10 protein-coding genes and 1 pseudogene are annotated in these 13,164 nt (G+C 71.8%); 2 read left to right on the plus strand and 9 right to left on the minus strand.

Features of this window, described 5'->3' with window-relative positions; all coding sequences use genetic code 11:
• Positions 1–571 precede the first annotated feature (571 nt).
• The 3 genes and pseudogenes from BLV01_RS22665 to BLV01_RS22675 all read right to left on the minus strand — a co-directional run bounded on the left by BLV01_RS22665 (position 572) and on the right by BLV01_RS22675 (position 5,217).
• Positions 572–1,594, minus strand: coding sequence for a 3-oxoacyl-ACP synthase III (locus BLV01_RS22665; RefSeq protein WP_091805535.1), 1,023 nt, complete (start codon positions 1,592–1,594; stop codon positions 572–574).
• Positions 1,595–1,864: 270 nt separating this feature from the next.
• Positions 1,865–2,167 (minus strand): annotated as a pseudogene (locus tag BLV01_RS22670) (DUF4156 domain-containing protein); the annotation flags it as partial.
• A 188-nt stretch (positions 2,168–2,355) separates the two neighbouring features.
• Positions 2,356–5,217 (minus strand): M16 family metallopeptidase, encoded by a 2,862-nt coding sequence (locus tag BLV01_RS22675; RefSeq protein ID WP_091805539.1) that lies wholly within the window; start codon positions 5,215–5,217, stop codon positions 2,356–2,358.
• Positions 5,218–5,356: 139 nt separating this feature from the next.
• On the opposite strand from BLV01_RS22675, the gene BLV01_RS22680 reads away from it, so the two are divergent.
• Positions 5,357–5,836: a tRNA (cytidine(34)-2'-O)-methyltransferase gene (locus BLV01_RS22680; protein ID WP_091805542.1), complete on the plus strand. Its 480-nt coding sequence runs from the start codon at positions 5,357–5,359 to the stop codon at positions 5,834–5,836.
• 24 nt (positions 5,837–5,860) lie between these two features.
• Here the strand turns inward: BLV01_RS22680 and BLV01_RS22685 are convergent, their stop codons facing one another.
• The 3 genes from BLV01_RS22685 to BLV01_RS22695 form a co-directional block, all read right to left on the minus strand.
• The gene (locus tag BLV01_RS22685) at positions 5,861–6,952 is read right to left on the minus strand and encodes an alkene reductase (RefSeq protein ID WP_091805545.1); all 1,092 of its coding nucleotides are present in this window, start codon (positions 6,950–6,952) and stop codon (positions 5,861–5,863) included.
• Positions 6,953–7,001: 49 nt separating this feature from the next.
• Positions 7,002–8,063, minus strand: coding sequence for an L-dopachrome tautomerase-related protein (locus BLV01_RS22690; RefSeq protein WP_091805548.1), 1,062 nt, complete (start codon positions 8,061–8,063; stop codon positions 7,002–7,004).
• Positions 8,064–8,146: 83 nt separating this feature from the next.
• Positions 8,147–8,596, minus strand: coding sequence for a VOC family protein (locus BLV01_RS22695; protein ID WP_091805553.1), 450 nt, complete (start codon positions 8,594–8,596; stop codon positions 8,147–8,149).
• A 95-nt stretch (positions 8,597–8,691) separates the two neighbouring features.
• Here BLV01_RS22695 and BLV01_RS22700 point away from each other — a divergent pair, with 95 nt between their 5' ends.
• Positions 8,692–9,600: a LysR family transcriptional regulator gene (locus BLV01_RS22700; RefSeq protein WP_091805556.1), complete on the plus strand. Its 909-nt coding sequence runs from the start codon at positions 8,692–8,694 to the stop codon at positions 9,598–9,600.
• A gap of 167 nt (positions 9,601–9,767) precedes the next feature.
• Here the strand turns inward: BLV01_RS22700 and BLV01_RS22705 are convergent, their stop codons facing one another.
• The 3 genes from BLV01_RS22705 to BLV01_RS22715 are packed head-to-tail and all read right to left on the minus strand — an operon-like array spanning position 9,768 to position 13,161.
• Positions 9,768–10,994 (minus strand): MFS transporter, encoded by a 1,227-nt coding sequence (locus BLV01_RS22705; RefSeq protein ID WP_091805559.1) that lies wholly within the window; start codon positions 10,992–10,994, stop codon positions 9,768–9,770.
• Between the two features lie 8 nt (positions 10,995–11,002).
• Entirely contained in the window at positions 11,003–11,842 is an 840-nt protein-coding gene (locus BLV01_RS22710) for a Rossmann-like domain-containing protein (protein ID WP_091805561.1), read from the minus strand.
• 41 nt (positions 11,843–11,883) lie between these two features.
• Positions 11,884–13,161, minus strand: a complete 1,278-nt coding sequence (locus BLV01_RS22715; protein WP_091805563.1) for an ATP-grasp domain-containing protein — start codon at positions 13,159–13,161, stop codon at positions 11,884–11,886.
• Between the last annotated feature and the right edge of the window lie 3 nt (positions 13,162–13,164).

Genomic DNA, 13,164 nt, shown 5'->3' on the forward strand with positions numbered 1-13,164 from the left:
GCCGCGACCGCGCCATCGCGGCGATTGCGAAAGCTTCGTCGTAGTTGTGTTGTCGCGGTCGCGGCTCGCGCCGCTCCTACAGTCGGATACGCAACTCCACTGCCGTCGTTGACGAGTGACGGCAAGCGACAATCAAGAGCTTTCGTCCGCAAGCGGCCGAGTTACTTTCTTTTGGCAGCGCGCCAAAAGAAAGTAACCAAAGAAAAACGCTTTTCTAAAATCACGAGCCACCAAGTCCAGCACCGGGCGCCGGGATGCGCCGTAAGGGGCATCCTGCCCCTACGGCGCACGCGCGCATCCATGCGCGCGCCCTCCGGGTCTGCGGAACATGGGCCTCGGGCGGAGTTGCGTCAGAGCAAACGGCAAAGGCAAAGGCAAAGGCAAAACCGATTCTGGCTCCCGCCCACGCGATGGACAGACAGATTCGATGTCGCCGCCGCGGCGCGGCAGCGGCTTGCCCGCCGCCACGCCCCTCGACCGCACAAAACAAAACGGGCCCGGCGCTGTGGCGACGGACCCGTTCGTTTGTTCGTATGCCGCCGCGCCCGCAGGCGCCGCGCTCAACCCGCAATCACCACACCACTTCGGCCATCGAGCAGTTCAGGCCCGAGCCGATGCCCAGCAGCGCGACCCGGTTGCCCTTCTTCAGGCGGCCCATCTCGCGCAGCTTGCTCAGCACGATCGGCACCGAGGCCGGGCCGATGTTGCCGTGCTCGCCGAAGATCGTCATGACCTTGTTCGGGTCGATGCCGAAGGCCTTCAGGAAGGCCTGGGTGTGGGCGCGGCTGACCTGATGGATGACGAATTCGTCCAGCTCCTCCACCGCCCAACCCAACGCGGCGCGCGCGGCGGTGAAGGTCTTCTGGCCGAGCTTGAGGCCCTCGATCATCAGCATGCGGCCGTCGGCCACCATGCGGTCGTGGTGCAGGTCGCCCACGCACAGGTGGTTCCACTCGGTCGCCGAGCGGGTCACGCCGCCGCGGTAGCGCGGCGCGCCCGGGGCCAGTTCGGCGCGGGCCAGGACCATCGCCGCGGCGCCGGAACCCAACGTCAGCGTCGCCATCTCGTCGCGCAGCTGCGCTTCGGTGACGTCGGCGCCGCTGAGCCGCTCGAGGGTTTTCTCGTAGGCCTTGTTGGCGGTCTCGCCGTCGACGACCAGGGCGTAGTCGATCTCGCCGCGCTCGATCATGCGGCCGGCGATATCCATGCCGTTGATGAAGGCCAGGCAGGCGTTGGCGACGTCGAAGTTCTGGCAGTTCTCGCCCAGGCGCAGGTTGCCGGCGACGATGGAGGCAGTGGACGGCTCCAGGTAGTCGCGGCTGACCGAGGTGTTGACCAGCAGGCCGATGCGGTCGGCGTCGACGCCGGCGTCGGCCAGGGCCTTGACCCCGGCCAGGGTCGCCGCTTCCGACGGCTTGACCTCGCCGTCCCACAGGCGACGCTCGCGCACGCCGGCGATGTTCTGCAGCACGTCCACCTTGATGCCGAGGCGGTCCAACGTCGGCTTGAGCCGGGCGTTGATTTCCTCGGTGGTCAGCTTTCGCGGCGCGTCGACATGGGCGAGGCCGGCGATGGCTACGTGTTGGAACAGCATGGGCGCGAACCCTTGGCAGGCGAAAAGTGCGACAGGTTAGCGCCTTCGCGCCCCCTGTGCACCAGCGAAAGTCACGCTCCGGCCTCGGCCCGGACCCTGCCGAATGCAATTTTCCTGTTGTTTTTCAGCCGCTTATGCTGGTTTTTGCACCGCAAAAAACCCGTACGCCGGCGTCTGGATTTGCGCTCAACCGCCGACAGGATAGGTCTGGACGCTGCCCGAGGCCGGGTTTTGCGCGGCCGGGGCGGCCGCCGGGACGGCGCCGGCGCCGCAGCGGTAGGCGGCGAAGCGCTGCGCGCCTTCGGCCGGGGCGGCCAGCGGCTGGATGGTGTCGGCCTGCAGGCTCGGGGCCTCGTTGCGCGCCAGGGTCTCCAGTTCCTCGCGCACGCGCAGTTCGTTGCGCTCGTAGAAAGCGACGTTGTGCTTCACCGCGACCTGCACCTCGCCGCGCTTCTCGCACGAGGGCGCCGCGCCGGGGGAGATCACCCGCACGCTCTGCGCGCCCGGGGCCATATCGACCCAGGTGCAGGCGGAGACGCTCAGGGCCAGGAGCACGATTGCCGGTGCGCGCATGCGGAACCTCGTTGGAGTGCGGTAAGCCGGCCGGCATTGTCGCCGGAATCGGCTGAGTGCGATAGGAACACCGGGCGGCGCGGACGACAGCCGAGCGCTGCCGCTGCGCCGGCGCCGCTGGCGGAAACGAACGCGGGCCGCCTGCACCCAGGCGGCCCGCTTGCGGTGCGGCCTCGCGGCCGGCGCGCTCAGCGCACCGGCTTGCCGTCGTTGTCGATCACCTTCACCTCGCCCAGGTCCAGCGCGCGCACCGGCTGCTCGATCTTGGACAGGTCGCCGACCACCACCCAGGTCAGCGCGGCCGGGTCCAGGGTCTTGGCCGCGGCCTGCGCCAGCGCCGGGGTCATCGCCTCGTTGCGCGCCTTGTACTGCAGGATGTAGTCGGCCGGGCGGCCGTAGCGCAGGTCGGCGCCGATCTGGTCGAGCACCGCGTCGTTGGTCTCGTACGCGCCCGGCAGGCTCAGGGTGTTGGCGGCGCGGACCTTGGCCACCTCGGCATCGAGGATCGGCCGCTTGCCGTCGCTGAAGGCCTGGATCTCGCGCTTGAGTTCGGCCAGCGACTCGGCGGTCTTGTCCGACTGCACCGCCGCGCGGGCGATCCACGGACGCTGGCCCAGCGCGCTGCCCGAGCCGCTGTAGGCGCCGTAGGCCCAGTGCTTGTCCTCGCGCAGGTTCATGTTGAGGCGCGAGCTGAACTCGCCGCCGAGCACGCCGTTGGCGAAGTCGAAGTCGATCGCGCCCTTGTCGCCGGTCGGCTCGGTCAGTTCGCCGACGTAGACGTTGGACTGGATCGCGCCGGGCTGGTCGACCAGGAACACCCGCGGCGCCTTCGGCCGCGCCACCGTCGCCAGGGCCGGCGCGGCCGGGGCGTCGGCGGCGCCCTTCCAGTCGCCGAAGCGCCGCTCCAGCAGCGGCACGATCTGCGCCAGGGTGGTGTCGCCGACCACGATCACGCGCGCCCGGCGCGGCTGCAGCCAATCGCCGTGGAAGCGCAGCAGGTCCTCGCGCTGGATCGCGGCGATCGAGGCCTCGGTGCCCGAGCCGGTGAACGGGATCGCATACGCGTGGCCTTCGCCGTACAGCAGCGGCGGCAGCACCCGCAGCGCCGCGGTCTGCGGGCGCGCCTTCTCCTGCTTGATCCCGGCCAGCCACTGCGCGCGCACGCGCTCGATCTCGCCGGCCTCGAAGCGCGGGCGGCGGACCACGTCGGCGAGCAGGTCCAGCGAGGGTTCGAGCTTGTCGCTCAGCGCCGACAGCGCGACGCTGGCCGAATCCAGCGCGGCGCCGCTGCTGAGTTCGGCGCCGAGGGTTTCCTTGCGCGCCGACAACTGCAGCGCGCCGTAGTCGCCGGCGCCCTCGTCGAGCATGGCCATGGCGAAACTGGCGGTGCCGGTCTTGCGGCCCAGGTCGGCGCTGAAGCCGCCGGGGAATTCCATCTGCACCTGCACCACCGGGGTTTCGTGGCGCTCGACCAGCACCACCTCGATGCCGTTGGCGAGCCTCGCGCTCTGGCGCTGCGGGAACTTCAGCGCCGGGAACGTCTTGGTCTGCGGCACGCCCTGGCTGCGGTCGACGTCGGACTTGACCGTCGTGAAGCGCGGATCCGGCGTCGGCAGCGCGGCCGGACGGCTGGCCGGCGCGGCGCGCGCGGTCTCCGGCAGCGCCGAGGCCGGGGTGTCGCCGGGCACCACGACGATGGTGTGCGAGCCCACGCCCAGCCACTTGCGCCCGGCCGCCTGCACGCTGGCGACGCTGGCCTTGTCGAGCGCGGCGAGGTCGTCGCGGTAGCAACCGGGCTTGCCGGCGAACACCGCGCAGCGCGCGAGCACGTCGGACTTGCCGCCGAAGCCGCCGATGCGCTCGACGCCGCGCACGAACTCGGCGCGGCTGGCGGTCTTGGCGCGCTCCAGCTCTTCGGCGCTGGGGCCCTGCGCGATCAGGCGCTGGATCTCTTCGTCGATGGCCGCGCGCACCTTGGCCGGCTCCACGCCCTGCTTGACGTTGGCCACCACCACCAGGGTGCCGGCGATCTCGGCGGCGTTGTAGGACACGCTGGCGCTGTCGGCGATGCGGTCGCGGTGGACCAGGCGCTCGTCCAGGCGCGAGGCGGCGCTGCCGCCGAGCACCTGCGCGAACAGCTCCAGGTCGGTGCCGTCGGCGGCGCCGAACTCGGCGACCGGCCAGGCGCGGTAGACGCGCGCCTGCGGCACGCGGTCGGGAATGCTCTCCTCGGTATCGCGCGCGCGCTTGGGGATGCGCGCGGGCAGGTCCTTGAGCGTGGCGGTGGCGGGGATGTCGCCGAAGTAGCGCAGCGCTTTTTCCTTGGCCGTGGCCGCGTCGATGTCGCCGGCCAGCACCAGCACCGCGTTGTTGGGGCCGTACCAACTGCGGAACCAGGTCTTGACGTCGTCGAGCGAGGCCGCGTCGAGGTCGGCCATCGAGCCGATGGTCTGCCAGCTGTAGGGATGGTCGGCCGGGAACAGCGCCTCGTACAGGCGCGCGCTGATGCGGCGGCCGTAGGGCTGGTTCTCGCCCTGGCGCTTCTCGTTCTGGACCACGCCGCGCTGCTCGTCCAGGGTTTTCTGGTCGATCGCGCCGAGCAGGTGGCCCATGCGGTCGGACTCCATCCACAGCGCCATGTCCAGCGCGGTGGTGGGCACGTTCTGGAAGTAGTTGGTGCGGTCCAGGTTGGTGGTGCCGTTCTGGTCGGTCGCGCCGACCAGTTCGAACGGGCCGAAGAACTCGTCGCGGTGGTTCTCCGAGCCCTGGAACATCAGGTGCTCGAACAGGTGGGCGAAGCCGGTGCGGCCGGGCTGCTCGTTCTTGCTGCCGACGTGGTACCAGACGTTGACCGCGACGATCGGCGCCTTGCGGTCGGTGTGCACGATCACGCGCAGGCCGTTGGGCAGGGTGAACTCTTCGTACGCGATGTTGACCGCCGCGGCGGGCGGGGCCGGCGCCGCGAGCGCCGCGGCGGGCGCGGCCAGCGCGGCGGCCAAAGCCAGGGCGAGCGCGGCGGCGCGCGGGAAGGACGAGGCGGGAAGGGACATGGCGGCTCCGGTCGTGAAAGGTCGGCCGCGAACGGCCCGGCGGCCATCTTAGGCCGGCCGCGGCGCGCGCGGCACGGGCCGGCGGTCACGAGGGGGTGGCGGCGCGCTTCTGCGTTGCCCCGCCGCGCATAATGTGTGGATGTTCAACGTCATCCTGTTCCAGCCGGAGATTCCGCCCAACACCGGCAACGTCATCCGCCTGTGCGCGAACACCGGCGCGTCCCTGCACCTGATCGCGCCGCTGGGCTTCACCCTGGAAGACCGGCAGCTCAAGCGCGCCGGGCTGGACTACCACGAGTACGCCCGCCTGCAGGTGCACGACGACCTCGACGCCGCGCTGGCCTCGATCGCCGCCGCGCAGGGCGCGCCGCCGCGGCTGTTCGCGCTGAGCACGCGCGGGCGCGAGCGCTTCGACGCGCCGCGCTACGCCGCTGGCGATGCGTTCCTGTTCGGCCCGGAGACCCGCGGCCTGCCGCAGGATGTGCTCGACGCGGTGCCGCCGGCGCAGCGCCTGCGCCTGCCGATGCGGCCGGACAACCGCAGCCTGAACCTGTCCAACTCGGTCGCGGTGGTGGTGTTCGAGGCGTGGCGGCAGTTCGGGTTCGCCGGCGGCGAATAGCCGGGCCGCGGCGACTCCGCCGCCTCAGCCGGCGTAGGCCGGATAGCTGGTGTAGCCGCGCTCGTCGCCGCCGAACAAGGTCGCCGGGTCGAACGCCGCCAACGGCCAGCCGTGGGCGTAGCGCGCGGGCAGGTCCGGGTTGGCGATGAACGGCCGGCCGAACGCGACCGCATCGGCCAGGCCGCTGGCCAGGATCCGCTCGCCGCGCGCGCGGTCGTAGCGGCCGGCCACGATCAGCGCGCCGCGGTAGCGCTCGCGCAGCTCATGGCGGAACGAATCGGGCACGTGCGGCGCGTCGTCCCAGTCGGCTTCCGACAGGTGCAGGTAGGCCACGCCGATGGCCTGCAGCCGCCGCGCCGCTTCCAGGATCGCCGGCACGATCTGCGGGCAGTTCATGTCGCGCGCGGTGATGTACGGCGCGAGCCGCACGCCGGTGCGCTGCGCGCCGACCTCGCCGGCCACCGCGCGCGTCACCTCGTCGAGGAACCGCACCCGGTTGGCGATCGGGCCGCCGTAGTCGTCCTCGCGCCGGTTGGAGGTGGTGCGCAGGAACTGGTCGATCAGGTAACCGTTGGCGGCGTGGATCTCGACGCCGTCGAAGCCGGCCGCGATGGCGTTGGCGGCGCCGCGGCGGAACTGCTCGACCACGCCGGCGATCTCGTCGCGGCGCAGCGCGCGCGGCACCGGGCAGTCGACCATCGCGCCGACGCCGTCGCGCACGATCCACACCTGCGCCTGCGGCGACAGCGCCGACGGCGCCACCGGCGCCGCGCCGGCGTGGAAGCTTTCGTGCGACATCCGCCCGACGTGCCACAGCTGCAGGAACATGCGTCCGCCGGCGGCGCGCACGGCGTCGGCGACCCGGCGCCAACCGGCGACCTGCGCGTCGCTGTGGATGCCGGGGGTGAAGCTGTAGCCCTGCCCCTGCGGCGAGACCTGGGTGGCCTCGCTGACGATCAGGCCGGCGCCGGCGCGCTGGGCGTAGTAGCGCGCCATCGCCTCGCTCGGCACGTTGCCGGGCTGGGCGCTGCGCGCGCGGGTCATCGGCGACATGACGATGCGATTGGGCAAGGCCAGCGCGCCCAGGCGCAGCGGCTCGAACAGGGAATGGCTCATGGTGGTGCGTCCTTCGATCGCGGGGGCGGGAATCCGCATCGGCCGCGGCTCAGCGCGCGCGGAAGCGGTAGAGGTAGTACGGCGGCCGGCCGCGGTCGGCGCCGCCGGTGAACGCGGGCGTGCGGTCGAGCTGGTTCACCGACAGGTAGATCCAGCCGTCCGGCCCCAGCGCGAGGTTGTCCGGCCACTGCAGGCGCGGATCGCGCAGCGCGTCGCGCAGCCGGCCGTCGCGGCCGAGGCGAACGACGGCGTGGCGTTGCAGGTCGGTGAACCAATGGGTGCCTGCGGCGTCGGTGGCGACGCCGTCGCTGATCGGTTTCGGGCCGGCCGGGGCGATCGCGGCGGCGACGGCCGCATCGTCGGCGCCGTCGCGCAGCAACCGCGCCGGCAGGCGATACCAGGTGGTGCCGTTCATCGCGCCGAAGAACAAGGTCTCGCGATCGGCCGACAGGGTGATCGGATTGACGCCCACGCGCGCCGGCTTGCCGCCGAAGTCGACCACGCGGCCGTCGATGCGCATGTCGATGTCCTCGGCCTGCAGCGAGGCGTGCCCGCCGAAGCGGTGCGCATGGCCGTCGTCCAGGTTCAGCGCGATCAGGCCCGGATCGGCGATGTCGGCCAGGTAGGCCCAGCCGCGCGCTTCGTCAATGGCGAAGTCCTGCACGAAGCTGCCCTCGGGCGCGACCGAGGCCGGCAGTTCGTACTTGCGCGCGAGCTGGCCGGTGTTCAGGTCGAACGACCACAACCGGGTCTTGCCGAGGTTCAGGCCCATGTCGATCACCCACAGGCGTCCCTTGCGGTCGACGCTGATCCCGAGCGGCGTGTCCAGGGTCGCGTCCGACGCCGCGGCGCCGTTCTTCTGCACGCTCATGTCCGGATACGGCGCGAGCCGGCCGTCCTTCGCCTCGGCCAGTTGCAGCCGCGTATCGCCGAGCGGGTGGTAGGTGGCGAACACGCGGCCGTCGGCGGCGACAGCGACGTTGCCGGGACGCGCGTCGGAAACGGCGACCACCTGCAGGCGCGCGCCCTGCCTGGGCGCGCCGGCGGCCTGGCCGATGCCGCCCGCGCACAGCAGCGCGGCGGCGAGCAGGGAACGAGAGGGTATCTTCATCGAAGCGAGGTCCTTTCAGTGCAGGAGTGCGCCGCGCACGGCGGCTGCGGACGTGGAAGCGGCGCGAGGCGCGTGCCGCAGGTTCAGACGCTTCGCCGTGCGAGCGCGCTGCGGTAGCCACCGTCGCCGACGAACGCCGGATCGGCCGGCGCGTCGAGTTCGATCACCAGCCCGCCGGGCAAGGGCACGAACACCTGCACCTCGCCCTGCTGCGGCACCACCGCGACCTCATGTTCGAGGCCGGCGGCGCGCACGCGTTCGAGCAGCGCCACGGCGGGTTCGTCGGTACGGAAAGCGATGTGCCCCAGGCGCACGCTGTCGTCGCGCGCCGAGGCCGGCTGCACCAGGTGCAGCCAGGCCTCGTCGCCGCGGTACCACCACTGGCCCGGGAACGGGAACGGCGGCCGATGGCCCGGCTGCAGCCCCATCACCCGGCCGAACAGCCTCGCCAGCGCGGCGCCGTCGGCGCGGCCGTGCAGGTTGAGGTGATCGAAGCGCCACTGCGGGGCGGCGATGCGGTCGGTGGCGGTCATGGCCGGCTCCGGCGTGGCGAGGGCTACAGGCTGACGCCTTGCCGGCGCCGCAGAAACCGGGCATAAGCCGGTTCTGTTTCAACCGTGTCTTGAAAATGAAGGCCTTCGCCGACCTCGTCCTGTTCGTCCGCGCCGCCGACGCCGGCAGCCTGTCGGCGGCGGCACGCGCGCTCGACATCAGCCCGGCCGCGGCCAGCGCCACGCTCAAGCGGCTGGAAGCGGAGCTGCAGGCGCAGTTGTTCGTGCGCTCCACCCGCAGCCTGCGCCTGACCGCCGAGGGCGAACGTTTCCTGCAGCACGCGCGCGAGGCGCTGCGGGCGATCGAGGAAGGCGAGCAAGCACTGCGCGGCGAACGCGCGCAGTTGCGCGGCAGCCTGCAGCTGTCGATGCCGTCCGACCTGGGCCGCTGCCTGGTGCTGCCGTGGCTGGACGACTTCCTCGCCGCGCATCCGCAGGTGCAGTTGCGCGCCAACCTCTCCGACCATTTCGCCGACGTCTACCGCCAACCGGTCGACGTCGCCCTGCGCTACGGACCGCCGCCGGATTCGAGCCTGATCGCGCTGCCGCTGCGCGCCGACAACCGGCGCGTGCTGTGCGCGTCGCCGGATTATCTGCAGCGCCATGGCGAACCGGCCGATCCTCGCGAACTGGCCGAACGCAACTGCCTGCGCATGCTGATCCGCGGCGAGACCCAGGACCGCTGGCGCCTGACCCGCGGCGACGAGGAGCGCGACCTGCGCGTGCGCGGCGACCGGGTCAGCGACGACGGCCACGCGGTCAAGCGTTGGGCCCTGGCCGGGCACGGCATCGCGTTCAAGTCCTGGCTGGACGTGTCGCAGCAGGTGCAGGCCGGACAGCTGCGGGTGCTGTGCCGCGACTGGCGCGGCGAGCCCGCGCCGCTCAACCTGATGTGCCCGGACCGGCGCCTGCTGAGCCCGCTGGTGCAGCGGCTGCGCGAGTTCCTGCGCGAACGCTTCGAGGCGATCCCCGCGATCCCGGAGTGAACCGCTGCGGGAGGGCCTGCAAGCCCGGCGCTTTGCTTTGCGGACGCGGCGCCTTGGACGAAGGCCTCCGCCGAAGCCACTCGACATAAAAAAAGCCCCCTCCTTTCGCCGGAGTCGAGGAGGGGGCAAGTATCGCTACGGGGAAGGGAGAGAGCGCGACCCGAGCGTTACGACGGCGCCGCGCGCCCGCGCAGGGCCAGGTGCAGGCCGAGCGCGCTGGACAATCCGACCGCGCAGAACACCGCCCACGGCAACCACGGCCGCTGCGTCGCCGCGGCCACGTCCATCAACCAGCCGCCGGCGATGTTGCCCAGGCCGCCGCCGACCGCCAGGCTCAGCGAACTCACGCCGAGGAAGGTGCCGAGCGCGCGCGCGTCGGCCAGCCCGGCGATTAGGGTCTGCTGGGTCGGCCGGGTCATCACCGCGCCGAGCGCGTAGCCGGCCACGCAGGCGAGCAATCCGGCGTAGGAGCCGGCGAAGGCGATGGCGCCGGTGGACAGCGCCATCAGCGCAACGCCCAGCACCAACACCTGCGCCGCGCTGAGCCGCCGTTCCAGCCAGCGCACCAGCCCGTATTGCAGCGCCACGGTGATGCCGGCGCTGAGCGCGAACATCGCGCCGACGCCGTCGGCGCTGCCGGCCAGCTTCTGCGCCAGCAGCGGGAAGCTCAGATTGATCTGCACCGCCAGGAACCAGTACAGCATCAACCACCCGACCAGGGTCAGGAACCCGCGGTTGGCGCGCACCAGCCCGAGCCCGTGGCGCAGCGGCGGCGATTGCGGCGGCATCTCGAACTTCGGCAGCAAGCGCAGCGCGATGACGAAGTTCAGCGCGAAGCACGCCGCCGCGGCCAGGCAGACGATGCGGAAATCGAAGCGCAGCAGCGCCACCCCGAGCAGCGGGCCGAGCGTGGTCGCCACCCCGCTGACCCAGTTGCTGATCGCGTAGTAGCGCGGCCGCGACTGCGCGTCGGTCAGCGCGGCGATGCTGGCCTGGTACGGCGCTTCGAACATCGCCCCGCCCAGCGCCGACAGCGCCATCGCCAGCAGCAGCAACGGCAGGTCGACGGCGAAGGCCAGGCTGGCGAAGCCGGCCGCGCGCAGCAGCACGCCCAGGCAGATCATGCGCCGCGCGCCGTAGCGGTCCGACAGCATCCCGCCGAGCAGCGCCAGCCCTTGCTGCAACAGCTGCCGCAGCGCCAGCGCCAGGCCGACCGCGGCCGCCGCCATGCCCAGGCCGTCGACGTAGTGCACGGCCACCAGCGGCATCAGCATGGCGAAGCCGGCCACCATGAAGAAGGTGTAGACCAGCAGGCCGTTGAGCGCGCGCTTGCGCGCGCCCTCGTCCAGGAGCGGGCCCGCGGCGGCGGAACCGGCGGATGCGGCGGCGTTCATGCCAGCGCTCAGGCGGCTTCGCGCGCGCCGATGCCGTCGGCGCGGTAGAGGTGGATCGGGGTCGGGTCGGCGCTGAACTGCGAGAACGGGAACGGCTCGGCCGACACCGCGGACACGCCGTGGCCGAGGAAGCGCGGCACGATCGCGCTGCCGGTCTGGGCGTACACCACCAGGCCGTTGCCGCGTTCGCGCGCGACTTCGACGATGCGGTCGAACGAGCCGTTGCTCAAAGTCATGCCGGTGGCGATGACCATGTCGGCCTGCGCCAGCACCAGTTCCATGTCGGCGACGACCTCGGTGCCATCGGCGGTGCGCTGCATATTGAAGTCGCACGGCAGGCAGGTGCCGCCGCGCGCGCGGATCGCCTCGACCAGCGGGTTGACCACGCCGATCAAGCCCACCCGCATGCCCGGGCGGATGTCGAGCAATCCGGCGATCGCCGCGTCGCGCGCCTTGGCCCGCTCCAGCGGCGTGCCGTGCGGCAGCAGCTGCGCGTGCGCCTGCGCCTGTTCGCGGTGCGGGTAGGCGAGCGCGAGGTAGGCATCGAGCGCGGCGATCCGCACCGGCGTGCGCGGATCGCGCAGCAACTCGGCCAGGCTGCGGCCGGAGAGTTCCTCGGCGATCGCCGAGTCGAGCTGGTCGCGCTCCAGGCAGCAACCGCCGAACGCGGACTCGGCGCGCAGCACCAGGTAGTAGTTGCGGTACTTGGTGTCGGTGCCGGGAAACTGGGTGCTCTGGCGGACCCAGAACGCGCCGACCGCGTGCAGGGCGGCAGGGTCGGGGCCATGGGCGCCGCGCAGGACGGCTTCGGTGAGGTCGGCGACGGTGCTCGGAACGGGAGTGCGCATGGCGGTCTCGATGAGGTTTGCGGAAGTTCGGCTCGCGCCGATCAGGCGGCGGGCGCGGCGGCTTCGTCGGCGTAACGCAGCGCCAGGGCGGCGACGGCGCGCTCGGCATGGACGCGCGCGTGCGGGCCGTCGGGGTCGGTGGCGACGACGTGGCCGAGGTAGCAGGCGTTGTCGATCGGCGCGGACACCTCGGTGCCGGCCACCGCGGCCAGGCTGTAGCGGGCCACGCGCGGGTCGGCGTCGAGCGCGGCGGCGCCGTCGAGCGCGAGCGCGCGGCCGGCGCGCGGCGGCACCAGGAACTTGATCGCGGCGCTGGCCACGCCGGTGTCGCGCCGGCGCAGGTCCGGCTCGCGGCCCAGCGCCAGTTCGATCTGCGCGTCGAGCAGGTCGATGCCGGTCACGCGCTGGATCAACTCGGCGATGTAGTTGCCGCCGGGGCGCGGGTTGATCTCGACGATGCGCGGCCCCTTCGACGTCAGCTTGACCTCGGTGTGGCTCAGGCCGTGGTCGTGGCCGACCGCGGCCAGCGCGCCGCGCACCAGCGCTTCGACCGACTGCGCCAGCGCCGGCTCCAGCCGCGCCGGGAACATGTGGCCGTCTTCGATGAAGTACGGAAAGCCGGTGACGCTCTTGTCGGTGATGCCGATCACCGTGGTCTGGCCGCGGTAGGTGCAGGCCTCGACGCTGACCTCTTCGCCGTCCATGTATTCCTCCAGCAACAGCAGCGGCACCCGCGCCTGCTCGCGGAAGTTGCGCGGGAACGCGGCCAGCGCATCGAAGGACTCGCGCAGCTGGTCCTCGTCGCGCACCAGCTTGACGAAGGCGCTGGAGGCCAGGTCGGTCGGCTTGACGATCAGCGGATAGCCGATGCGCTGCGCCTCGCGCCTCACCGCGTCCCACTCGCCGACAACGGCGAACTTCGGGTTCGGCAGGAACGCGCGCTCGATCGCCTCGCGCACCAGATCCTTGCGCCGCTCCATCACCACGTTGTCGGAGAACGCCTGCGGCAGGTTCAGCGCCTGCGCCACTTCGGCCACGGTGCCGATGTAGTAGTCGCAGATGGTGACCACGCCGTCGAACTCCAGCGCCTGATGCTGGGCGCGCAGGAACTCGACCAGCGCCGGCACGTCGTTGGTGTCGAAGCTCAGCACGTTGTCGGCGTGCTCGATCACCGGGTGGATCTCGCGCGAGCGCGGGTCCTGGTAGTGGCCGCGGTTGCGGGTGACGAAGGTGTAGCGGTGGCCGAGCCGGGCGATCGCCGGCGGGAAGATCCGACCGGTGCCGCCGACCCAGCTTTCGATCATCAACAGATGCGCCATGGC

It is taken from the genome of Lysobacter sp. yr284, assembly GCF_900107375.1.
GTDB lineage: Bacteria > Pseudomonadota > Gammaproteobacteria > Xanthomonadales > Xanthomonadaceae > Lysobacter.